This window comes from Demequina globuliformis (genome assembly GCF_000975155.1).
Taxonomy (GTDB): domain Bacteria; phylum Actinomycetota; class Actinomycetes; order Actinomycetales; family Demequinaceae; genus Demequina; species Demequina globuliformis.
Genome location: NZ_BBRG01000005.1, coordinates 27,048 through 49,834, shown reverse-complemented (window position 1 = coordinate 49,834; position 22,787 = coordinate 27,048). Strand labels below are relative to the sequence as shown.

The window sequence follows — 22,787 nt, the reverse complement described above, 5'->3', positions numbered from 1 at the left end:
CGGCGCCGTGGCAGTCAGCGTCGCCCGCGTCGAGCAGATTGACCCCGAGGAATACCTCGGCCTGCTTCAGCGCTCGACCCTGGCCCTGCGGCGGCCGGTGGATCAGCCTGACCTGATCGCGGCGGCCCTTGCGGGATCCAACCTCGTCGTCGAAGCCCGTGACGGCGAGGTGCTCGTGGGCGCAGCGCGCGCCGTCACGGATTTTCATCTCACCTGCTATCTGGCGGATCTAGCAGTGGACCAGCATAGGCACCGCAGCGGCATTGGGTTGGCCCTTCAACGCGAGTTGCGCGCCCACCTCGGTCCGGCGTGCCGCATCAAGCTGGCCGCTTCTCCCGCGGCCTCGGAGTACTACCCGAGGCTCGGTTACGAACGGATCGAGCGCGGGTGGGAACTGTCTCCCGGCACGCCGCTGGGCTAGCATCCCCGCGCGCGGGCACCGCCAACGACGAAGGCCTCGTGCCGCGCGGGTCCGCGGTACGAGGCCTTCGTCGTTGACGTACAGGATCAACCGGTGTTCTGCAGCCCTGCGGACACTCCGGACACTGTCAAGAGCAGCACCTGACGGATCGCGTCAACGTCTGCCTGCTCTTGTGACGTGTCGCGCAGAGCCGCTAAGGCCCTCACCTGGATCAACGACAATGCGTCCACGTATGGCGCACGCAACTGCACCGCGCGCCCGAGCACACGCCGCTTCGACAGTGGCCACTCACTCTCGGTGATCTTCAGCACCCACTCGCGGGTCAGGCGCATTTCATCGAGAACCATGTCCGCGAGGTCGTCGCGGTCGCCCAGCGCCAGGTAGCGCGCGGCAAGGTTCTCATCCGTCTTCGCGAGCGACATCTCGATGTTGTCCAGCAGGGTCGCGAACAACGGCCACTCGCGGTAGGCGCGACGCAGTTCCTCCAGGTCCCCGTACTCCGCCAGAGCAGTTCCCAAGCCGTACCAGCCGGCCAGGTTGATCCGAGCCTGGCTCCACGCGAAGACCCACGGGATCGCCCGCAGGTCGTCGAGGGAGTTCACCGACAGGCCGCGCTTAGCCGGACGTGAACCGATCTGCAACATGCCCAGTTCTTCAAGCGGGGTCACCTGGGCAAACCACTGTGGGAAGCCCTCGGCCTTCACCAGCGAGTGGAAACGCGCACGCGACGTCTCATCGAGGCGGGATGCAAGCCCAGAGAAGGCCTCAGTGGCCGTCGTGTTGCGCTTCTCTACGCTCGGCGATGACTGCAGCAGCGTCGCGGCGGCCACCTCCTCGATGTGGCGCTGCGCGATCACGGGATCGCCATAGCGAGCAAGAATGACCTCACCTTGCTCCGTGAGCTTAAACCGGCCCTCGACAGAGCCGGCTGGCTGCGCCATGACCGCCCGGTTCGCAGGACCGCCCCCGCGTCCGAGCGCGCCGCCACGACCGTGGAAGAGCGTCAGGGCGATGTCGTGGCGCTCGGCCCACTGCGCGATGCGTTCTTGGGCTGCGTGAAGCGCGAGAGTCGCGGCGACAGGTCCGACGTCCTTGGATGAGTCGGAATAGCCCAGCATGACCTCAACGCGACGGCCGTTCTCGCCCAGGCGCTTTTGCACCTGGGGCAGCGCGAGCATGGTCTCCAGAATCGGGACCGAGTTCTCCAAGTCGTCGAAGGTCTCGAACAGCGGAATCGCATCGATTACTGGTGCATCCTGCTCGCCGAACGCGTACTCGGCGAGTTCGTAAACCGCGGAGAGGTGCTCGGGTGCCTGCGTGAACGACACGATGTAGCGCCGCGCGGCTCGCACGCCGTAGCGCTTTTGTACCGCGCCCACTGCACGGAACGTGTCGAGGACCTCCACGGTCCGCTCTTCGAGGTCGCCATGGATGCCGTTGGCGCGGATGTCCTCCAACGCGGCTGCGTGGACCTGCGAGTGCTGTCGCACCTCAAGCTCGGCAAGGTGGAAACCAAAGGTCTGGACCTGCCAGATGAACTGCTGGAGTTCACCAAACGCCGTGCGCGGCGCGCCCGCCTCCGTCAGAGACTCCTGAATGACCTGAAGGTCAGCTTCAAGGTCACCGGGCTGCGCGTACTGGAGGTCGGCATTGCGAGCCTGCGTGGCCGCGATCCTGGTGGCGATGAACATCAATGCGGCACGGTGCGGCTCGCGCGGGGACTCCGAGTCCGCCGCATGCGAAGCGGCCGAGTCCAGCTGGGCCTGGCTCTGGCGCAGGGCGAGCAATGCCTGTGACGGCGGAGTGGAGCGCTCATCGAGAGTGAGACTGCGCGCCACCGTGTAAGCGGCCTGCTCGAGCGCGTGCAGCGCAGTGTCCGCAGCCAGTGCGGCGGCGGCCCGCGTGACCTCCGCGGTCACGTTCGGGTTGCCATCCCGGTCGCCACCAATCCACGAACCGAGCGACACGAACGGGCGAGCCAGGGGTGCGGCGCGGCCCGCGTCGTCTCCAAGCAAGAAGTCGTCGAGCCGGCGGTAAACCTGCGGGAAGGTGGTGAACATCGTCGACTCAAAGACGGCCAACGCCGACTTCACCTCGTCGATCACGGTGGGCTTCGAAGCCCGGATCAGAGCCGTGCGCCACAACGCGTCGATCTCCGCGAGGAGAGCGCGGTCGTTCTCGGCCTGCGAGGTTCCCCCCGCGTGCGCCTGATCACGGGTCGCCAACAACGTGGAGATGCGCTTGATCGCACCCGAGACTGCACGCCGGCGGGCCTCCGTGGGGTGAGCGGTGAGCACCGGACGGAACTCCAGTGCCTGCACGCGACGCAACGCCTCGTCGTGTCCTACCTCTTCTGTCAGCTGTGCGAACGCCGCCGACAGCGAGTCGTCATCGGTAAGAGTCGCGGCTTGGCGTTGCCGCAGGACGCGCACACGGTGCGACTCCTCGGCTAGGTTCGCGAGGTGGAAGTAGCACGTAAACGCGCGCGCCACCTGCTCGGCCCGGTCAAGGCTGAAGCTCTCGACGAGGCTTTCTGCCTCCGCCATCGCTTCCTTCGCCTCGGTGCCAGTCTCGTCGTGGGCCCGGATCGCGAGTTCGCGCAGGCGCTCAACGTCATGCAGGAGGTCGGCGCCTCCTGACTCCTCGATCACTCGCCCGAGGAGTCCGCCAAGGAGGCGGACGTCATCACGCAAGGGGTCAGGAACGTCGTGGCGCGCGAGGGAGCGCTCGGCCGGGGAGCTGAGGTTCTCGTCGATAGTCACGGACACGAGGGTAGCGGCAGTGATGCCATACGTGGAAATTGAAAGCGCAAAACCTTTTCTTTACCTAGCGAAGGACCACTCTTTATCTGTCACCAGTTTTGCGACGACGAGGCCCACCATGATCGACAGGACAATCAGGGTCACTTCTAGGATCCCGGCCATGGCGCCGGTGTAGTCACCGCCGTTGAGCGCCACCAGCGCCTCATGCGCGGCGACGCCAGGAATCATCACCAGAACCGCGGGCACCGAGAGGGTGATGACCGGGAACCGTCCGCCCCTGGCCGCGGCTGCGGCGAGGACGCCAACTCCGACGCATGCGATGGCGGTGGCCAGCTGCGTCTCCATCCCGGCATCCATCGCGGCCAGGCGCCCAGTATTGGCTAGTCCCCCAATGACCGCCGCGGTGAGCGCCATCCTCCAGGGACTGTTAAACATCAGCGAGAAGCCCAACACCCCCAGAAATGAGGGCGCGGCCCACAGGGCGAGTTCGGCGATTCCAGTGGCGGCGTCGGCCCGGGGAATGGTGTCGACAGGGCTCGCCAGGGACACGATCCACACGGACACACCGGCTGCGAGCACAATCATGGTGCCGTACGCAATGCGCTGGATCCCTGACTGAAGGTCCAACTTGGCCATGTCGAGCGCGCCTGTGATGAGAGCAAAGCCAGGCAGCAAAAACAGCACGGAGGAGATGTACCCCGCTGCATGCGTGCCGAGGTCGGGGCCGCTAAGCGCGATGAGGTTGATGCCGCCCACGTACAACAGCGTGCTGACCGCGGCCGCCACGACCGTGGTCCCGAAGGCGTTGAAGTGCCGGTGAGCCAGGGTGCGCCGCACCCACTGCCCCATGGAGGCCGCCAAAAAGACGATCGCGACCTCCCACGCCAGCGCACCGTTGAGGACCGCGAAGGCCGCGCACGCAAGACCGGCGACTCCCGAGTTCATCCAGCCGGGATGCAGCGCCCCGCGGGATTCGATCTCGTCGAGCGCACGGTGGACTTCCGCGGGGGTGGTCCGCTCGGGCAGGGTGCGCCGCAGGCGGTCCAGGTGCCACAGTCGGTCCGTGTTGACGGCGAATGACCGGTTCTCGATGACCTCTGTGCGAAAGATCCGTCCCCGGTGCGACGTCGCGGCGATGTCGGTCATCGCCACGTGGTTCGTGTGTTCGTCGACTCCAAGCGATACGGCGACGGCACGCATGGCCTGCTTCACCCGGTAACTGGCGGTACCCGCGGCTAGCATCAACTGTCCCGTCCGCAGCGTCGCACGGGATTGTTCGATGAGCGACACCGGCTCGAGGGACTCTTCGCTCTCGTGAACCGACCTCACGCGGGTCTCGTCGATGGGCTCCTGGCTGTCACTCACGGGCACCATTGTGGCAGTGTCGCTGGCTCAGGCCCCGGTCAAGAGTCCCGGGTCCGCGGTGGGCGCGAGTCGGTTGCCGGCTGCGCCAGCGCGAGCAGACGCGCATCCACGACGGCCTCCCACTCGCGCGCCCGGCGGCGCGCCTCGATCACGCCCAGCCCGGCTACGACTCCGACTGCCAGCGCACCCATGGCCACCGGCCTCTTCCCGGCGAGGGCGGCCACGGCGGCGCTTCCGACGCTGATCACGATCAGTCCACTCGCGGCGAAGTACGAGCGCGCATACGCCTTGAGCTCGGCCAAGGCCTCCAGGTCGTCGCATGCGCAGATCGCGTCAACATCGGCTCCCGACATTTGGCGTGGTCCCGAAGGCGACACGCCCATCGTGGGAAGGCCTGCGTTGCGTGCGAGGTGCATAGGACCGTTCATAGCCCTAGCCTGACACGCGCCCTGCCTCCTGGCTAGGCGTCGATCTGAGCCATGTCGAGCTTTTGCGCGCCCGCCACAATGAAGTCGCGACGCGGCGCCACCTCGTTACCCATCAGGAGTTCAAACACGCGCTCGGCGGCCTCGGCGTGGTCGGCCGTGATGCGTCGCAGGGTGCGGTGTGCTGGATCCATCGTCGTCTCCGCCAACTGGTCCGCGTCCATCTCACCCAGGCCTTTGTAGCGCTGGATGTCCTCGTTGTACTTGCGACCTGCTCGACGCAGGTCCCGCAGGTTGTCGACGAGCTCCTTCTCGGAGTACGTGTAGATGTACTCCTTCTCGCGCCGCGCGGAGCCCTTGACCTCAATACGGTGCAATGGGGGCACGGCCGCATAGACCCGGCCCGCGTCAATCATGGGGCGCATGTAGCGGAAGAACAGCGTCAGCAGGAGGGTGCGAATGTGCGCACCATCAACGTCGGCGTCCGTCATCAGGATGATCTTCCCGTAGCGCGCCTGCTCGAGGTCGAAGGTGCGCCCCGACCCTGCACCGATGACCTGGATGATGGACGCGCACTCGGCGTTGTGCAGCATGTCCGTGACGGAGGCCTTCTGCACGTTAAGGATCTTGCCTCGGATAGGCAGCAACGCCTGGAAGTCGCTCTGGCGCGCCAATTTCGCTGTACCGAGGGCGGAGTCACCCTCGACGATGAAGAGCTCCGAACGCTCGACGTCATTGGAACGGCAGTCGGCAAGTTTGGCAGGCAACGAGGACGTCTCCAGCGCGTTCTTGCGGCGCGAAATCTCCTTTTGCTTGCGCGCCGCGACGCGTGCGCGCATCTCAGCGACGATTTTCTCTAGGACGGTGTTCGCCTGTGCCTTGTCGTCGCGCTTGCTCGACGTCAAGATGGCGTGCAGTTCCTTTTCGACGACCTTCGCCACGATGCCTCGCACCGGGGTCGTGCCTAGGACTTCCTTTGTCTGTCCCTCGAACTGCGGCTCAGCGATGCGCACGGTCACCACGGCGGTCAGGCCCGCCATGATGTCGTCCTTCTCGATGCGTTCGGCGCCATCCTTACCGGTGAGTTTCAAGCGGCGCGCATTGGTCTCGATGACCTTGCGAATCACCTTGGTCAGTCCGGCCTCAAATCCGGCCTGGTGGGTACCACCCTTGGGGGTCGAGATGATGTTGACGAACGAGCGCACCTCGGACTCGTAGCCCACGCCCCATCGCAGCGCGACATCGACCTGGCATTCACGGTCGACTTCCTCGGACACCAGTGTCCCGTCGGCCTTCAACACCGGAACGGTCTCTGAATACTGCCCCGTGCCCTTCAACTCCCAGGTGTCCGTCACACCGGCGTCCTTCGCGATGAACTCCACGAAGTCGCGCGGACCGCCGTCGTACCTGAAGGACTCCTCGGAGGGCTCAAGGGGGTTGCGCTCATCACGCACCGTGAGGGTGAGCCCCGGCACAAGGAACGCGGTCTGGCGCGCGCGGGTGATCAGATCCTCGAAGGTGAAGCGAGCATTCTTGTTAAAGATCTGACGGTCGGCCCAATAGCGGATCCTGGTACCTGTGCGAGCCTTGGCCACCTTGCCCACGACCGCGAGTTCGGAACCTGTGTGGAAAGGGCTGAACGCTGCCTGGGGGCTGGGTCCGGTCTCGGGGTCGTCCCAGTTGCCTGGTTCACCGCGGCGGAAGGCCATGTGATGGGTCTTTCCTCCGCGATCGACCCACACGTCCAGGCGCTCGCTCAGTGCATTGACCACCGATGCACCGACTCCGTGGAGACCGCCCGATGCTGCATACGAGCTGCCGCCGAACTTTCCACCAGCGTGCAGTTTGGTCATGACGACTTCGACGCCGGACAGGCCGGTCTTGGGCTCGATGTCGACAGGAATGCCACGACCGCTATCGCGCACTTCGACGGAGTCATCGGGATGCAAGATGATGTCGATGGCGTCGCCGTGCCCGCCCAGCGCTTCATCGACCGAGTTGTCGATGACTTCCCACAGGCAGTGCATCAAGCCCCGAGAATCGGTCGTACCGATGTACATGCCAGGACGCTTGCGCACCGCCTCGAGGCCCTCGAGGACGGATAGGTGTCGTGCAGAGTAATCAGAGGCAGCCACGGCGACAAGGATAGGTCCCCGCTGTGACACGCCACGCCAGGCACACCGACAGCGACTCGCACGCGGGCATCGGCCGTCCTGACCCGCCGCCCGGAATATGAACCGCGGCCGGGATCGTTTCCCCTGGTGACTGACGAGAGGAACGCACATGCCTGCTGTAGCTGATACCACCCGACAGATCGTCGTTGCCGTCGGCGCCGCCGTCGCGATTGCCGGCGCCGCCTGGGGTTCCGGAGCGTTTGGAGGCACGCCGATCGAGGAGGCCGCCGACGGCGCCCTCGCGGCTGATGCCACGTTGTTGGCTCCCGCGAGCACCGCGTTCGCGATTTGGAGCGTGATCTCCGCCGGTCTCGCGCTCTTCGCCGTGGTGCAGGCGCTGCCCAGCCGTGCCGACGTGCCCAGATACCGCGCAATCTCGTGGTGGGTGCTCGCATCAATGCTGCTCAACGCGGTGTGGATTGGCGTCGTCCAGGCGGATCTCTTGTGGCTGTCGCCCCTCGTTCTTGCCTCGCTCGTGCTCGTGCTCGCGAAGGTAGCCATCACGTTGGTGGCCACGCCCGCGCACAACGGCCTTGATGTGGCCGCCACGGACGTGACGCTGGGTCTGTACCTCGGGTGGAGCACCGTGGCAACGGCCGCCAACCTCGCGGCGCTCGCCGTTGGCAGCACCGATGCCACGGCCGATGCGGGAATGCCGTGGACGGCGATCGCAGCCGGCGCTCTTGGAGTGATTGCCATCATCGCTGCTCGCTACTTGCGGGAGCGCCCGGGGCTCGCGATTGGTATGGGGCTGGCCATGGCGTGGGGCCTGGCGTGGATCGCCGTGGGCCGCGCAACCGACAGCCCTGAGTCCCTGGGGATGATGTGGGCGGCAGGCCTAGCGGCAGTCGTGAGCTTCGCCGCGCCGTTTGCCGCGATCGACTTCGACCCCGCGAGGCGCGTCGCCTCTCCCGCACCTGAGGCGGATCCGGCCGAGCGCGTGGATTAAAGACCCTCGCCGTCGGGAATCGGCATGTCGGGCCGTCCGCGCACAGTCAGCATCGCAATGTTGTCCTGCTTCACGTAGAAGCCAAGGTCCTGATACAAGGGGCGCGCCATCGGCGTCGCGTGCAACTCGACGACCTCGATTCCCCGCTTATCCGTTTCCTGCAGCAGCGCCGCCATGACCGCGCGCGCGTATCCCTTGCGCTGGTGCTGAGGTGCGGTCGAGACCCACTGGATGTAGCCCATCTGGTGGGCCATCGCGCCGGGCTTGGGCAAGCGCGGGGCGACATTGACGAGTGCGCAGCAGGCAAGCCCGCCTTCGGGAGCATCAATGACCATCCCGATGAGGTCCCGGCCTAGGCGGTCGCGCACGAGTTGGGTGGCATCGACAGCCCACGTTGGAGTGGGCTTGGAGCCGACGGCCTTATACATAAGCGCACCAAGGTGCACGATCTCCGCAGCGTCAGCGGAGGTAGCGAGCCTGACAGCAGCCACGTCAGCGCCACACGACGGCGACGATGACGTTCACCACCGTCAACGCGCCCACCAACCACCACAGGGTCGTGACCGTGCCCGCGGGTGCCTCGCCAGACAGCGCCTTGGTGCGCTTCGCACCTACCTCGGCAGCTCCCGCGACCGCAATCGCGACGAGGAGTTTGACCGCGATCTTGCCGTGATCGACGTCGTAGTCGTTCATTTCTGCGACGCCCACCAGAAGGAGACCCGTCAGCAGCTGGGCGCGAGCACCCCACACCATCGTTTGGGTCACGCGCTTCACATCGGCGCGCCATTGATCCAGGAACGGCCCAAGAATCGCGGCGAGGCCAATGAAGTGAGCAATCAGCAGCGCATAGCGCACGTAGTCCATGGAAAACAGGTCCTCCCTGATGGTGACGCACATGATCGTATCGTGAGTCGTGCGCGCCTCGGCAGTGCCACACCCGCGCCCGCGTATCCCGGCGCACAGTCAGTTCGCGGCGCACGCCTGCGCGCGGGCCACTAGCCTGGCACCACCATGAGTGCCTTGGACCAGTGGGTCGCTGCCGCCGTCGACGGCCTGTGGACGTGGATCACTGCCCCGGTGATCCTCCTCCTCGGGCTGTACTTCACCGCGCGCACCGGCGTAGTGCAGATCTCACTCCTGCCGCGCATGTTCCGCACCCTCACGGATGCCACACCGCTCGACCGTGCTGGCAAGCCACAATCGCTCTCTGCTTTCCAAGCCTTTACGTTGTCGGCGGCCTCCCGAGTCGGAATCGGCAACATCGCTGGTGTGGGGACTGCGATTGCTGTCGGCGGACCCGGCGCGGTGTTCTGGATGTGGGCAATGGCGCTCATCAATGGCGCGACGAGTTTTGCCGAGGCGACCCTCGCTCAACTCTTTAAGAGGCGAGAGCGCGACGGCTTTCGCGGTGGCCCCGCTTTCTACATCGAGAAAGGCGTAGGAGCGCGATGGCTAGGGATTGTCTATGCGTCCGTGCTCATTGTCGCCATCCCCTTCATCGTCAACTCCCTGCAGGCCTACACGATTGCTGAGACGGTCACCGCCAGCACTGGAACGTCTCAGGACTCCCTCGTGCCGCCCCTCGTGGGGGCACTCCTGGCGATTGCTACCGGGCTCGTCGTGTTTGGTGGCGTGCGACGCATCGCGAAGTTCACGAGCTCGCTAGTGCCGAGCATGGCGATCCTCTATTTGGTGCTCGGTGTCCTCGTCGTGGGAAGTCACGCCGACCAGATCATCCCTGTCATTGCCTTGATCGTCGACGACGCCTTCACGGGCCAGGCCGTCGCAGGGGGCGCAGTCGGGTCGGTGATCGTTGTGGGAGTCCAACGCGGGATGTTCTCGAATGAAGCGGGGCTCGGTACGGCTCCCAACGCTGCGGCGTCAGCGGCGACCACGCACCCGGTCAAGCAAGGCCTGGTCCAGACCCTCGGGGTCTACTTCGACACCTTCGTCGTCTGCTCCATCACCGCATTCATCGTGTTGGTGTCAGAGCCCGACCTCTCTGACGCGCCCGAGGGCATCACCCTCACAGAACAGGCCGTCGTCAGTACGCTCGGCGAATGGGCGGGGTACGTGCTGTCGCTCATCGTCTTCCTGTTGGCGTTCTCGACCATCTTGGGTAGCTACTACTACGGCGAGTCCAACGTCGCCTACATCACGTCGCGGCCGCGGGTGATGACCGCGTACCGCATCGGCGTTGTCGTCTGCGTCTTTGTGGGCTGCACCGCATCCGCAGGAGTCGTGTGGACCCTGTCAGACGGCGCGCTGGGCATTCTCGCGCTCATCAATCTGCCGGTCCTCGCGATCTTGCTGCCGCTGGTCGTCACGATGCTGAAGGACTACAAAGCGCAACTGGCTGCAGGCCGCGATCCAGTGTTCACGCGTGCGACATTGCCAAGCACCCAAGGGATCAGCGTGTGGGAGGACGAGCAGAGCGTCACAGGGCGGCCTCCACAGGATGTGCCGCCGCCCACGCACTCAGACGGCTAGCGCGGCGCTCGGAAATAGCAAAGGCCGGAACCGCGACGCTCGTGGCGCCGGGTTCCGGCCTGTGAATGCTGGGGCGGTTAGTCCAGGTAGTCGCGCAAGACCTGCGAGCGCGACGGGTGCCGCAGCTTCGACATCGTCTTGGACTCGATCTGACGGATGCGCTCACGGGTCACGCCAAACACGCGTCCAATCTCGTCAAGAGTCTTGGGCTGACCGTCCGTGAGGCCAAAGCGCATGCCAACCACGCCCGCCTCGCGCTCGGACAGCGTGTCCATGACCTTGGTGAGCTCTTCCTGCAGCAGGGTGAAACCGACGGCGTCTGCGGGCACCACGGCCTCGGAGTCCTCGATGAGGTCACCGAACTCGCTGTCGCCGTCCTCGCCCAGAGGAGTGTGCAGCGAGATGGGCTCGCGGCCGTACTTCTGGACCTCGACGACCTTCTCCGGGGTCATGTCGAGCTCTTCTGCCAGCTCTTCAGGAGTGGGCTCTCGGCCCAGGTCCTGGAGCATCTGTCGCTGAACGCGGGCGAGCTTGTTGATGACCTCCACCATGTGGACCGGGATACGAATGGTGCGTGCCTGGTCGGCCATGGCGCGCGTGATGGCCTGGCGGATCCACCACGTCGCGTAGGTCGAGAACTTGTAGCCCTTGGTGTAGTCGAACTTCTCGACGGCGCGGATCAGGCCCAGGTTGCCTTCCTGGATCAAGTCCAGGAAGAGCATGCCGCGGCCTGTGTAGCGCTTGGCTAGCGACACCACGAGGCGCAAGTTCGCCTCAAGGAGGTGGTTCTTCGCGTGCCGGCCGTCGTTCGCGATCCACTCCAGTTCGCGACGCATCTTTGGCGCGATCTTCTCGCCGGAGGACAACTTCTCTTCGGCAAACAGGCCTGCCTCGATGCGCTTGGCGAGGTCGACTTCTTGCTCCGCATTCAGCAGGGCAACCTTGCCGATCTGCTTCAGGTAGTCCTTGACGGGGTCAGCCGTCGCGCCAGCGGTCGTGACCTGCTGGACCGGTGCGTCGTCATCCGCGTTGCCAAGAACAAAGCCGCCACGCTCATCTTCCGCGGCAGGCTTCTTGGGCTCTTCTGCGGGCTCTTCAAGCTCGCGTTCTTCTGGCACGTCCGAGGCCTTGATCGTCTCCTTCTTTGGAGCGGTCTTGGCGGCGGGCTTCTTGGCCGCTGACTTACGCGCTGGCGCCTTCTTGGCGGGCTTCGTGTCTGCGGCCGACTCGGCGGCGTCGACGGTCTCGTCGGCGGGCGTCTTCGCGGCGGCGCCCTTGGCCTTCGCTGAAGTGGTCTTGCGGGTGGACGAGGCTGCGGTAGTCGTGGCCTTCTCCTTCTCATTGCAAGGCACCTGGACTCACGTCTGTCGACGTGGACGCCCAAGCCCTGACGGACTCGAAACGCCCGGACACTCTCTCCCCGACTGTCGATCACGCTCCCGCGCCACGAAGGCTCTGCTGTGGGGAACATCGACGGAACTCGGGTCTCCCGAGGCGGAGGTGAGAACCTTCCCCGGTGAGCGCCGCGCGCAATTACATTTAAGTATAACGGCGCTGTCAACGGATTCGTTCCCCGCTTGGCGGCCATGTGGGCCGCTCACGCGACATCTATTGTCTCATCCATCCGGGCTGTAGGCCCGCGTCGCACATGCTCCTCAGCAACATTGCCAAGGTGTAGCTGTCGTCGACGGCGAGAGCTTGCGACACATGCACGCGGCACGCCTCCACCTGGCCGGTCCACCAGGAAAGTACCGCCTTGAGCGTCAGGACTACGGCCAGGTCCGAGGTGCGCGAACATTCAGCCAGGCGGTCGCACCACACCAGTGCACGTTCGGTCTCCTCGTCACGAGGCAGGCGCGCGCCTGACGGTCGTAACGCCCCGTCCATGACCTCGTTGACGCGCTGAGTCGCTCTGCCGGCAAGGACATCCGCAATCACATCGGCATCCGCACCCAACCAGCTCACGATGAGCGCGTCGCGGACCCGCACGTCACTCAGGCCCGCCATCGCCTTACCCCACGTGGGCGGCGGGACCGTAGCCTCCATTGACGCCTGGACGTGCTCCCATGAGGACGCGCACCAGGCATCACGGTCGCCGTGCCTCCGGGTAAGCCACCGCTGCGCGGCGCGGGCGGCGTTGCGTCTGACCTGCGTCGCCTCCGTCGTACGCAAGGAACTGCGCCGGTGCGCCATCGACACTCGCGGTACAGCTCCGTCGATCCGGGGTGCGACGGGCACGGGCCGGCCCCCTACCGGGCAACATTCGTGATCTGCGCACCCGGGAGACCAGTAGTAGTCCCCGTTCGTCGCCCACGCATCCGACACCTCGTACACGTCTGTGAGGTACTCCCGAGCCACCGCCGCCGCGGGGCACTCAACGTCCACTCGCTCCCGCGTCCAACTCACCAGGAAGGCACGCGTGACATCGTCCTTGTGCATGGTGCGCGCGATGTCCGCGGCGGTGGTCGGACCGAGATCAGGCAACATCAGCCGCTCGCGTTCCACACGTATGGCGACCTTCATCTCCCCCGACTCCGCGACGCCCACAACCACCACGCACTCATGTGGCTCGTGCCCAAACAATTGAGGAATGGCGGCGATCAAGTGGCCCGGCCAGTGCAATAGAGGAATCGTCATATGTTCACCGTGCACGGAAGGTCTGCTTCCAGCCGAGCGTCCATGCGACATCTGTGGACACCGCTCCAGGCGGCCCTGGCCTGGGGAGATCACCCGTAGGCTTGCGGGGTGACTGCGGACCTCACTACCTGGCGCTCGGCCACCGACGCGACAATCACCGCCACGCTAGACGCGACTGTTCAGGCCTGCCAACCTGCCGGAGCGCCGGTGGCGGACATCATGACGCCGCTGCGAGAATTCGCCGCCGGCGGCAAGAGGCTGCGTGCGCTCCTCGTGTTCGCCTCTCACGAGGCTCACCGCGGGCAGCGGGCCGATGCCGTGGCTCACCTGGCGGCGGCGGTCGAGCTCTTTCAAACCGCAGCGCTGCTCCACGACGACGTGCTCGATGGCTCGGACACGCGCCGCGGGCGACCAGCGGCTCACAGGCAGATCGAAGCCGCCCATCGAGGCGCGCAGTGGGAAGGGTCCTCGCAGGCCTACGGCACTGCCGGTGCGATTCTGGCCGGCGACTTGAGTCTGATGGCAGCGCACCGTGCGTGCGCGCGCGCCGCTGAGTCCGCTCACGCCAAGGGGCCCGTCGTGGCGTCACTGTTCGCGACGATGGCAGAACTGGTGACGGCCGGGCAGTACGCCGACATGCGCGCAGCCGTCCAGCCCCTTGAGTCCCTCGGATCGCAGCGTGACGAGATCGTGACGGTCATGCGATCGAAGACTGCGTCCTACTCTGCGCAGTACCCCCTCATGATGGGCGCGGCTCTCGCGGACGCGAGCGACGCTCGGGTCGCGCGCCTCAGCGAAGCCGGCGTTGACCTCGGAGTCGCCTTCCAACTCCGCGACGACGTCCTGGGCCTCACGGGCGCGCCAGAAGTGACTGGCAAACCAGCGGGAGACGACATTCGCGAAGGTAAGCGCACCCTCCTGGTGTGGCACGCCTGGAGCCACGGCTCGCACGCCACCCGTGAACTGTTGCGTGACGTGCTCGGTCACCGCGACGCTTCCGCGTCGGCAGTCGCGGAGGCCGTCGATGCGATCGCTGCCTCGGGCGCGCTCGACGCAGCAGAGGAAGAGATCGACCGCCTCGCCACGCGCGCAAATGTCGCGCTCGCAGACGCCGATCTCGATCAAGCAGGGTGGGAAACGCTGAGGTCGCTCACCGACGCCGTGGTCCGCCGCGTCGCCTAAGGCGCGTTCGCGGGTGCCCGTGAGCCCGCTGCTACCCCAGTGCTTGCGCTGCTCGACGCACTGGCGCGCGACGTCCCTCGCGTAACGCGGCCATGGGCGTGGTGCCGAGTTCATCGGAGTCTTCGAACAGCCAATCGATAATCTCGGTGTCGGTGAGGCCCATGTCCTTCAGCAGGGTGATGGTGCCCGGCACGGTCTTGAGCAACTGGCGCTCGCCGTCTTCGACGACGATGAAGTCCGCGGGGATGTACCACGCGTCATTGGCCCCACGTCGCACAGCGACGATGGTCTTGTCTCGCATCATGTCCCTCACGTGAGTCGCGAGGACTCCGAGGGACTCTGCGAAGTCGGGGACGGCCAGCCATTCGATGTTGTCGCTCACCTCACCAGATTACAAAGCCATGAACCCTCTTGCGTACGCGCCGCCGAGTAACTACAGTCACTTGTGTCACATTTGTCACATCCGGCACATCAGCCTCAGCGAGGAGAATCCCGTGGGTCGCATCGCAACTTCACGCCGCGCGCTTCGCAGCGCCGCAGCCGCCGCTACCGCAGCCATCGCCTTCAGCACCTTCAGCGCACTGCCAGCCTCCGCCGACGACCAGCACCGGGTGAACTCTGGCGACACGGTGAGTGGCCTCGCCGCCCGGTACGGCACTTCGGTCGCAAGCATCGTCGACGCGAACGGGCTCAACTCCCGCGCCCTGATCGTGATTGGCCAGACGCTGACCATCCCTTCGGGGTCAACAAGCAGCAAAGTGTCCACCTCATCCACCGGTGCGTCCGGCACTCACAAGGTCGCGGCCGGAGAAACCGTATGGGCGCTCGCACGCAAGTACGGCACCACGGTGTCCGCAATCGTGTCAGCCAACAACCTCGGCTCATCCGCGATGATCCGTGTGGGTCAAACGCTGACCATCTCCGGAGCAACCGGTGCCACCACCGCCTCCAAGGCGACATCAAAGGGAGCCAGCACCGCGGCATCGTCCGGTTCCACATTGACCCACAAGGTCACCAGCGGCGACACGGTGTGGGCCCTGGCCCGCAAGTACGGCACGTCCGTCTCATCGATCGTGTCAGCCAACAACCTCGGCTCCTCCGCGATGATCCGCCTAGGCCAAAAGCTCACCATTCCCGGCGGCGCAGCCGTCGGATCATCGACGGCCACCACGGTGTCAAACAACGTCTCCGGCGGCGCCCCCACGCTCGCGACCGACGCCAACCTCGACAACTTTGGCGGCGCGCAGGTGACCTACACGGTCAAGGCGGGCGACACTTTGGGTGCAATCGCTAGCAAGCACCGCGTCACCGTCGCCGCAATTGTCTCGAACAACGGACTCAAGAGCGCCTCGCTGATCAAGGTCGGGCAAAAGCTCACCATCTCCGGAGGGACGCCGTCAGGCCTCGTAGGCGACAGCTTCGCAGGGCGCACGTATGACGCCCCGACCGTGGGCGCCGCCAACCAGAACAAGGCCACGCTGAACGCGATGGATGTGCCTTCACGCGACCAGATGCAGGCCATGGTGGTCGCGGCCGCCAAGAAGTACGGTGTGGACCCGTCGCTGGCACAAGCCATCGCCTACCAAGAGTCCGGCTTCAATATGCGCGCCGTCTCCCCTGCTAACGCCATTGGCACCATGCAGGTCATTCCCACCTCCGGTGCCTGGGCCTCCGACATGGTCGGCCGCGAACTGAACCTGCTGGTGCCTGCTGACAATGTCGAGGCCGGCGTGTCCATCCTGAAGCACCTCACTCGCAACGGTCGGGACCTTGAGATCGCGATCGCTGGCTACTACCAGGGCGAGGCCGGCGTGCGGAAGTACGGAATGTACTCCGACACCAAGCGCTATGTCGCCTCTGTCCTTGCCCTCATGGAGCGCTTCTAATACCCCTGTCCCTCACTATCGCGGCGCACCGCGTAGCCACCCGGCTGCGCGGTCGTCCGCCTCTAGAATGTAGCCGTGTCTGACACCATGACTGATCCGCTGATCGGCCGTCTCATCGACGGCCGCTATGAGGTGCGCGAACGCATCGCAGCGGGTGGCATGGCGACTGTCTATGTCGCCTTTGACAAGCACCTCGAGCGCACCGTCGCCCTCAAGGTCATGCATCCGCACCTCGCTGCCGACGCGTCCGAGGCGGATTTTTCCTCGAGGTTCCGCCGTGAGGCCAAGGCCGCGGCACGGCTCACCCACCCCGGAATGGTGCGCGTCTACGACCAGGGCGTGGATGGCACCGTCTCCTACCTCACGATGGAATACGTCGAGGGTGAGAACCTGCGTCAGTTCATGACGCGTACGGGCCCACTCGCGATTGGCGACGCCCTCGACGTCGTTGAGAAGGTCCTCACTGCACTGTCAGCGGCGCATCGAGAGGGACTTGTCCACCGCGACCTCAAGCCCGAGAATGTCCTCCTTGACTCCGATGGCGAACCCAAGCTCACCGACTTCGGTCTCGCTCGCGCGGTCACCGAGGTCACGAGTTCCACGACCGGGATGCTGCTGGGCACGGTTGCGTATCTGGCTCCCGAGCTGGTGACCCATGGGACCGCAGACACCCGCACAGACGTCTACGCCTGCGGCATCCTGTTGTACGAGCTCATCACCGGGCGCCAACCGTTCACGGCGAACACCGCACTCGCGCTCGCGTCGCGCAACGTCCACGAAGATGTTCCCGCGCCGTCGTCGCAAGTTGCCTGGCTTCCAGGCGACATTGACGAACTGATCGCCTCCTTCACCGCACGCGTCGCTGACGCTCGGCCAGCGGACGCCGCAGCAGCGCTGCACGCGGTCCGGACTATGCATCAGGGACTGGATGACCCCACCCTCGCCCGCCGCGCAGAACCACCGTCCGGGGCAACAGAGGCCGTGCAAGACGCCGACGCCACCGCGGTCCTGGAGGAGCCACCCTCCGGTTCGACCATCGCACTGCCCATCGGTCTGGATGGCGCCGCTACGGATGTCGCGGTGTATGGCGAGGTTTTCGGGGACGATGACCCAGAGGCGACCGAACCCGAGCGCTCTTCTCACCGCACCGCCTGGTGGATCGCCGCAGTCACCGCGACCGTCGTCGTCTTGGGCGTCGCCGCACTGTGGTGGTACCAGGCCGTAGGCCCTGGCGCCTACACCACCGTGCCTGATGTCTCCGGACAGGCGGAGCAAGCAGCCACCGACACCCTTGAGAATTTGGGCTTCACCGTAGACATCAATGAGGTCTACGACGATGCGATCGCCACGGGTTACGTGGTGTCGACCGATCCCGGCGGGCAAGAACGCGCGCTCGACAATGCGCAGATCACGGTCAATGTGTCGCTGGGCAAGGAGCAGGTTGAAGTTCCCGCAGTGGTGGGATCGTCGGCGGATGAGGCAGAAGCGCAGCTCGCGGATGCGGGTTTCCCCCTGGCAGACCCCGTATTGCAGCATTCGGACACGGTGCCAGCGGGAGAGGTGCTGTCGGTCAGCCCAGCGGCCGGTGAAGTCGTGGATCACGACACCACCGTCGAGCTCACGGTTTCCGATGGTCCCGAACCCATCACCATCCCAGACCTCACTGGCATGACGGAGGAGGCGGCCGTCGCCACGCTGGCGGAGTACGCCATCTCGCCCACCATCGATTACGCGCGCACGGACGTTGTGGATCCTGGCCAAGTCTTCGAGCAAAGCGCGGAAGCCGGCTCAGAGGGTGTGCGCACCCAGGACCTGACGCTGACGGTCTCCGAGGGCTACCCCCTCATCACGGTGCCCGACGTGCGCGGCGACGAGTACAGCGACGCCGTGACGCAGCTGGAGGGCCTTGGCCTCACGGTATCCGGAGATGACAACCCGTGGAACTTCACTACTCGCGTGTACAACATGGTGCCGTCACCGAATTCTGAGGTCGAGCGCGGCTCCGAGATCTACCTCGAGTACTAGCGACCCCACTACGTTTGAGAGCCCCGTGCCGGTTACGGCGCGGGGCTCTCAAACGTTTCTGGAGGGCCGATGCCAGGGTCACCCTGGCATCGGCCCTCCAGCAAGGCGGTTCCGCGGAACCCAGGTGTCAGCGTGCGCCCAGGAGCTCAGAGACCTGGAACGCCATCTCCAAGGACTGCCAGTGGTTCAAGCGCGGGTCGACCTTGGTCTCATAGCGTGCGGCCAGGCCGTCATCGTCAATCGCCTCAGTCCCACCCATGACCTCGGTCACGTCGTCGCCAGTGAGCTCGACGTGGAGGCCGCCTGGGACAGTCCCCAGGTCGCGGTGCACCTCGAAGAAACCGCGGACCTCGTCCAGGATTGTGTCGAAGCGACGGGTCTTGTAGCCGGACTCCGAGGTGAAGGTGTTGCCATGCATCGGATCAGTGAGCCACGTCGCCGTGACTCCCGCGTTGCGGACGGCCTCCACCAACGGCGGCAACTGGTCCCGCACCTTGTCCGCACCCATACGCGCCACGAAGGTGAGGCGTCCGGGAACGTTGTCGGGATTGAGGCGCTCCGCCAGCGCGAGCGCATCCGCTCCAGTGGCCGTGGGCCCCAACTTGACCCCAATGGGGTTGCGAATCTTCGACATGAACTCCACGTGGGCACCGTCCAGCTCGCGGGTGCGTTCGCCGATCCACAAGAAGTGAGCCGAGGTGTCGTAGGCCTCCCCTGACCGCGAGTCGATGCGGGTGAGCGCGCGCTCGTAGTCGAGCAGCAAGGCCTCGTGGCTCGAGAACAACTCCACGGTCTTGAGAGCGTCGAAGTCTCCCCCGGCCGCGGCCATGAAGCGCACGGCACGGTCGATCTGCCGCGCCATCTCCTCATACTTGGCGTTGGCGGGGTTCGAGGCAAAGCCCTGGTTCCACGCATGCACGCTGCGCAGGTCGGCAAAACCACCCTGCGTGAACGCGCGCATCAGATTAAGCGTGGACGCGGAGACATGATAGGCGTCCATCAGGCGCTCCGGGTTCGGAACCCGGGACTCCTCATTGAACGCGAAACTGTTCACGATGTCGCCGCGATAGGCGGGAAGCGTGACGCCGTCACGCGTCTCGGTGTCTGCCGAGCGCGGCTTGGCATACTGACCAGCCATGCGACCGAGCTTGACGACAGGCGTCGAGGCACCGTAGGTCAGGATGACGGCCATCTGCAGGATGGTCTTGATCTTGTTGCGGATCCGATCGGCCGTCGCCTCAGCGAAGATCTCCGCGCAGTCGCCACCTTGCAGAACAAAGGCTTCGCCTCGTCCTGCCGCAGCGAGCTGCTCTCGAAGAACGTCTGCCTCTCCCGCAAACACAAGCGGCGGCACCGCACGCAGCCGCTCGCTCACACGCGCAAGCGCGTCAGCGTCTGGCCACGTGGGCTGCTGCTTCGCGGCGCACGAGAGGTACGAGTCGACTCCGGCGGCCTCCAGGGCTGCCTCACTCATCGATTAGGCCTGCCCAATGTCAGCGAGGGTCTGGCGGTACCAGTCGGTCTCGGTGTCGAAAGGCTTGTGGCCGGCGATGCGCGGGAACTCGATCGCCTTGAGACGGTTGCCGTCTTCCTCGTCGTGACCAATCACGCCGGCCTCGCCGCGCAGGGCACACTCGACCGCGAGGTCCGTCATCGACTTGATGAGGCGCAGGTCCTCCGCGTTGGCCTTGGCGGCACGCGAGTAGTAGCCAGACTTCTGCACCATGACCTTCTCGGCGCCCAGACGCTCAGCGAACTGCTTCGCGAACCACTGACCGGGGTTGATGGTGTCGAGCTTGACGTGGCCAAACGGGTCCTTCTCGACCTCGCCGCCAGCCTCTTCAATCTCGGCGATGATCTCAGGCACACCTGCACCTTCCGACAGGAAGATGTTGACGTTGCCGACCTCGTCCATCACTGCCTTGAGGCGCTCGGCCTCGGCATCCAAGTCGAGCTTCTGCTCGGGGACGTACAGCGCGTGGATGTCCCACCGTTCCTTGGACAGACCGATCTCGGGCAACCACTCCTGGGTGTCAAGCCACTGGCGGTACTTCATGCCGGCGGCGGCGGTGAGCCACCCGCACGCGCGGCCCATCACCTCGTGGATGATCAGCATGCGTGGTCCGGAACGGTGCTCGCCGATCACGTTCTGTGCGAACTCAGACGCCTGCTCGGCAGCGGTCCAGGCACCCAGCGACTGCTTGATGGGCACCACGTCGTTGTCGATGGTCTTTGGCAGACCCACGACGGTGAGCTCGTAGTCGTTCTCGTGCAGGTATGCCGCGAGGTCTGCGGCGGTCGTGTTGGTGTCGTCGCCACCAATGGTGTGCAGCACGTCAACGCCGTCGGCCTTCAACTGCTCGGCGGCAGCCTCCAGCGGGTTCTGCCCCTCCTCGACGAGGCCGCGCTTGAAGCAGTCCTCATAGTTGGTCAACTTCACACGGGAGTTGCCAATGGGTGAGCCACCAAACTCGTGCAGCAGGCCGGCCTTCTCGCGGACCGTGTCCGTCACCTCGACGTACTTGCCCTGCAGCAGTCCCCAATAGCCGTGCTGATAAGCGATGATCTCAACCTCGGGCGCGATCTCGGTGTAGCGCTCGATGAGGCCTCCGACGGCGGAGGACAGGCACGGGGCGAAACCGCCCGCAGTGAGCAGGGCGACGCGGCGAACCGACATGACTTACCTTTCGTGGCAGGGATGGTGGTCTTGCAAGCATTCTAGGGGGAGCGCTCGTACGTGCGCCTACGCCCCAGGGAGATCGTCTTCGGGCCCCGCGATTCCGGCGTCACGGGCCTGACGTTCAAGTTCGCGCTTGTACTGCGCGGCGTCGCGTTCCACATACTCCTGACCGGACAAGTCCGCGATGGCTCGCATGACGATGTCCGTCAACTCGCGCAGGGCGTCGCGGTCTTCTTGGCGGCCGGCATAGGCCTCGATGCGGATGGGTTCACCGATCTTGACGCCGATCGGGTGGCGGGAAGGCACCCGCTGGCCGATCGGTTGCGCAATGTCGGTGTCGATCATCGCGACGGGAACAATCGGCACACCGGCCTCGATGGCCATGCGCGCCACGCCCGTTTTGCCGCGGTACAGGCGCCCGTCTGGGCTCCGCGTCCCTTCGGGATAGATGCCGAGCAACTCACCGGCCTGGAGCGCTTGGAGGCCTGTCCGGAGGGCGGCCTCGGAGGCACGTCCGCCACCACGGTGGACGGGGATGACGCCCACTCCCTCCATGAAAGCGCGGGTAGCCCATCCCTTGGGGCCCTTGCCTGTGAAGTACTCCGCCTTGCCCAGAAAGACAACTTTGCGCTTGAGAACCAGGGGGAGAAAGACCGAGTCAGAGAACGACAAGTGGTTGCTCGCCAGAATCGCGCCCCCGGTGTCGGGGACGTTGTCCTCACCCTCAACCCAGGGACGGTAATACGCCTTCACCGGCGGACCGATGAGCGCATGTTTGAACAAGCGGTAGTACATAGTGCGAGTGTGCCTCCCGGTTCAGACTACTCGCCTGGCTGATCCGCTTCGCGCGCGAGCGCTGCGGCGCCCACGATGCCGGCGTCATTACCCATCGACGCTGCGACGATGGGTGCGAGGGGACGGTGACCGCTCGCGGGCAGATGCGAACTGTAGGCCTCTCGCGCTGGGCCAAGGATCATGTCCCCGGCGGCGACTACTCCCCCGCCGATCACATACATCTCCGGATCCAACACAGCCGACAGTGACGCCGCGCCTGCACCGATCCACACGCCAAGCTCGTGGAGCAGTTCAACGCCCAGTTCGTCACCCTCGGCGGCCGCTTCCGTCACGTGGGGCCCCTTGATTGCGGCGGGGTCACCGCCAGCAAGGCGGATCAGACCCGCTGCGCGGACTGAGCGCTCGCTCGCCGCGCGCTTGGCTTCGCGCACCAATGCGGACCCGGACGCGTACTGCTCCCAGCACCCACGGTGACCGCAGCCACACGGGTGTCCATCCGGAACCACGCGCACGTGCCCGAGTTCAGCCGCGAAGCCTGCAGAGCCGCGCACCAGCGCCCCATCCGAGATGATGGCACCGCCCAGTCCTGTGCCGATCGTGAGCATCACCATGCTGCCCGCGTCCTTGGCCGGGCCGTACATGAACTCAGCCCATCCGGCGGCATTGGCGTCGTTTTCGACAACCACGTGCACGTCGTCGCGCCCAATCGCCGCGGCCACCTTGTGTGCAAGGGGGTACTCACGCCACGCGATGTTCGGCGCGAACAGCACTCGCTCGCGGTCGGCGGACACGAAACCTGCCGCTGCAAGCCCAATCGAGCGAAACTCGTATTCCGCCGCCAGCTCCGCCACGGCATCGGCGATAGCAGCATCGATGCTCGCAGGGTCCTCTGGGTGAGTGGGGCGGCGGGTCTTGGCCAGGATCTGGCCGTCATCCCCCACGACCCCTACGGCGATCTTGGTTCCGCCAATGTCGACGCCGACAGCATGCATGCCG

19 protein-coding genes are annotated in these 22,787 nt (G+C 65.5%); 6 read left to right on the top strand and 13 right to left on the bottom strand.

All coding sequences use genetic code 11. The features are described from left to right. Positions 1-7 precede the first annotated feature (7 nt). Positions 8-421: a GNAT family N-acetyltransferase gene (locus AOP75_RS11945; RefSeq protein WP_062079313.1), complete on the top strand. Its 414-nt coding sequence runs from the start codon at positions 8-10 to the stop codon at positions 419-421. An 86-nt stretch (positions 422-507) separates the two neighbouring features. Here AOP75_RS11945 and AOP75_RS11940 read toward each other — a convergent pair whose 3' ends face one another. The 4 genes from AOP75_RS11940 to AOP75_RS11925 are packed head-to-tail and all read right to left on the bottom strand — an operon-like array spanning position 508 to position 7,108. Further along, on the bottom strand, positions 508-3,183 hold the full coding sequence (locus tag AOP75_RS11940; protein WP_236683173.1) for a phosphoenolpyruvate carboxylase: 2,676 nt from the start codon (positions 3,181-3,183) through the stop codon (positions 508-510). Positions 3,184-3,243: 60 nt separating this feature from the next. Continuing rightward, a complete protein-coding gene (locus AOP75_RS11935; protein WP_161794575.1) occupies positions 3,244-4,548 on the bottom strand; it encodes a threonine/serine exporter family protein in 1,305 nt (434 codons plus the stop codon). A gap of 38 nt (positions 4,549-4,586) precedes the next feature. After that, complete coding sequence (locus AOP75_RS11930) at positions 4,587-4,976, bottom strand: hypothetical protein (RefSeq protein ID WP_062079311.1); 390 nt, start codon at positions 4,974-4,976, stop codon at positions 4,587-4,589. A gap of 32 nt (positions 4,977-5,008) precedes the next feature. Continuing rightward, positions 5,009-7,108, bottom strand: coding sequence for a DNA gyrase/topoisomerase IV subunit B (locus AOP75_RS11925; RefSeq protein ID WP_236683172.1), 2,100 nt, complete (start codon positions 7,106-7,108; stop codon positions 5,009-5,011). A 148-nt stretch (positions 7,109-7,256) separates the two neighbouring features. Here AOP75_RS11925 and AOP75_RS11920 point away from each other — a divergent pair, with 148 nt between their 5' ends. Next, the gene (locus tag AOP75_RS11920) at positions 7,257-8,096 is read left to right on the top strand and encodes a TspO-related membrane protein (RefSeq protein WP_174435807.1); all 840 of its coding nucleotides are present in this window, start codon (positions 7,257-7,259) and stop codon (positions 8,094-8,096) included. Here AOP75_RS11920 and AOP75_RS11915 read toward each other — a convergent pair. After that, complete coding sequence (locus AOP75_RS11915) at positions 8,093-8,587, bottom strand: GNAT family N-acetyltransferase (protein WP_062079310.1); 495 nt, start codon at positions 8,585-8,587, stop codon at positions 8,093-8,095. The two genes, AOP75_RS11920 and AOP75_RS11915, sit on opposite strands and share 4 nt — an antisense overlap. Before the next feature lies 1 nt (position 8,588). Next, the gene (locus AOP75_RS11910) at positions 8,589-8,993 is read right to left on the bottom strand and encodes a hypothetical protein (RefSeq protein WP_062079309.1); all 405 of its coding nucleotides are present in this window, start codon (positions 8,991-8,993) and stop codon (positions 8,589-8,591) included. A 114-nt stretch (positions 8,994-9,107) separates the two neighbouring features. Between AOP75_RS11910 and AOP75_RS11905 the strand changes: the two genes are divergently transcribed. Beyond that, on the top strand, positions 9,108-10,586 hold the full coding sequence (locus AOP75_RS11905) for an alanine/glycine:cation symporter family protein (RefSeq protein WP_062079308.1): 1,479 nt from the start codon (positions 9,108-9,110) through the stop codon (positions 10,584-10,586). A 77-nt stretch (positions 10,587-10,663) separates the two neighbouring features. Here AOP75_RS11905 and AOP75_RS11900 read toward each other — a convergent pair whose 3' ends face one another. Continuing rightward, a complete protein-coding gene (locus AOP75_RS11900) occupies positions 10,664-11,938 on the bottom strand; it encodes an RNA polymerase sigma factor (protein WP_062079307.1) in 1,275 nt (424 codons plus the stop codon). A 256-nt stretch (positions 11,939-12,194) separates the two neighbouring features. Continuing rightward, positions 12,195-13,223, bottom strand: a complete 1,029-nt coding sequence (locus AOP75_RS11895; protein WP_062079306.1) for a DUF4192 family protein — start codon at positions 13,221-13,223, stop codon at positions 12,195-12,197. 108 nt (positions 13,224-13,331) lie between these two features. Here AOP75_RS11895 and AOP75_RS11890 point away from each other — a divergent pair, with 108 nt between their 5' ends. Further along, entirely contained in the window at positions 13,332-14,405 is a 1,074-nt protein-coding gene (locus AOP75_RS11890; protein ID WP_062079305.1) for a polyprenyl synthetase family protein, read from the top strand. A gap of 31 nt (positions 14,406-14,436) precedes the next feature. On the opposite strand, the gene AOP75_RS11885 is transcribed toward AOP75_RS11890, so the two are convergent. Then, a complete protein-coding gene (locus AOP75_RS11885) occupies positions 14,437-14,787 on the bottom strand; it encodes an Rv2175c family DNA-binding protein (protein WP_062079304.1) in 351 nt (116 codons plus the stop codon). A 112-nt stretch (positions 14,788-14,899) separates the two neighbouring features. Between AOP75_RS11885 and AOP75_RS11880 the strand changes: the two genes are divergently transcribed. Continuing rightward, positions 14,900-16,291 (top strand): LysM peptidoglycan-binding domain-containing protein, encoded by a 1,392-nt coding sequence (locus AOP75_RS11880; protein WP_062079303.1) that lies wholly within the window; start codon positions 14,900-14,902, stop codon positions 16,289-16,291. A 75-nt stretch (positions 16,292-16,366) separates the two neighbouring features. Continuing rightward, positions 16,367-18,316, top strand: coding sequence for a Stk1 family PASTA domain-containing Ser/Thr kinase (gene pknB, locus AOP75_RS11875; protein WP_062079302.1), 1,950 nt, complete (start codon positions 16,367-16,369; stop codon positions 18,314-18,316). Between the two features lie 127 nt (positions 18,317-18,443). Here the strand turns inward: pknB and AOP75_RS11870 are convergent, their stop codons facing one another. From AOP75_RS11870 to AOP75_RS11855, 4 genes are all read right to left on the bottom strand, one after another. After that, entirely contained in the window at positions 18,444-19,790 is a 1,347-nt protein-coding gene (locus AOP75_RS11870; RefSeq protein WP_062079301.1) for a class II 3-deoxy-7-phosphoheptulonate synthase, read from the bottom strand. 3 nt (positions 19,791-19,793) lie between these two features. After that, positions 19,794-20,993: a pyrophosphate--fructose-6-phosphate 1-phosphotransferase gene (locus tag AOP75_RS11865; RefSeq protein WP_062079300.1), complete on the bottom strand. Its 1,200-nt coding sequence runs from the start codon at positions 20,991-20,993 to the stop codon at positions 19,794-19,796. A gap of 66 nt (positions 20,994-21,059) precedes the next feature. Further along, positions 21,060-21,791: a lysophospholipid acyltransferase family protein gene (locus AOP75_RS11860; RefSeq protein WP_062079299.1), complete on the bottom strand. Its 732-nt coding sequence runs from the start codon at positions 21,789-21,791 to the stop codon at positions 21,060-21,062. 26 nt (positions 21,792-21,817) lie between these two features. Next, positions 21,818-22,783, bottom strand: coding sequence for an ROK family glucokinase (locus tag AOP75_RS11855; RefSeq protein WP_062079298.1), 966 nt, complete (start codon positions 22,781-22,783; stop codon positions 21,818-21,820). Positions 22,784-22,787 lie beyond the last annotated feature (4 nt).

What these genes read in the sequence shown, in the direction of transcription:
- AOP75_RS11870 (WP_062079301.1), bottom strand. Translation starts at nt 19,790, where the DNA reads ATGAGTGAGGCAGCCCTGGAGGCCGCCGGAGTCGACTCGTACCTCTCG.
- AOP75_RS11895 (WP_062079306.1), bottom strand. Translation starts at nt 13,223, where the DNA reads ATGACGATTCCTCTATTGCACTGGCCGGGCCACTTGATCGCCGCCATT.
- AOP75_RS11855 (WP_062079298.1), bottom strand. Translation starts at nt 22,783, where the DNA reads ATGCATGCTGTCGGCGTCGACATTGGCGGAACCAAGATCGCCGTAGGG.
- AOP75_RS11860 (WP_062079299.1), bottom strand. Translation starts at nt 21,791, where the DNA reads ATGTACTACCGCTTGTTCAAACATGCGCTCATCGGTCCGCCGGTGAAG.
- AOP75_RS11910 (WP_062079309.1), bottom strand. Translation starts at nt 8,993, where the DNA reads ATGTGCGTCACCATCAGGGAGGACCTGTTTTCCATGGACTACGTGCGC.
- AOP75_RS11920 (WP_174435807.1), top strand. Translation starts at nt 7,257, where the DNA reads ATGCCTGCTGTAGCTGATACCACCCGACAGATCGTCGTTGCCGTCGGC.
- AOP75_RS11905 (WP_062079308.1), top strand. Translation starts at nt 9,108, where the DNA reads ATGAGTGCCTTGGACCAGTGGGTCGCTGCCGCCGTCGACGGCCTGTGG.
- AOP75_RS11865 (WP_062079300.1), bottom strand. Translation starts at nt 20,993, where the DNA reads ATGTCGGTTCGCCGCGTCGCCCTGCTCACTGCGGGCGGTTTCGCCCCG.
- AOP75_RS11930 (WP_062079311.1), bottom strand. Translation starts at nt 4,976, where the DNA reads ATGAACGGTCCTATGCACCTCGCACGCAACGCAGGCCTTCCCACGATG.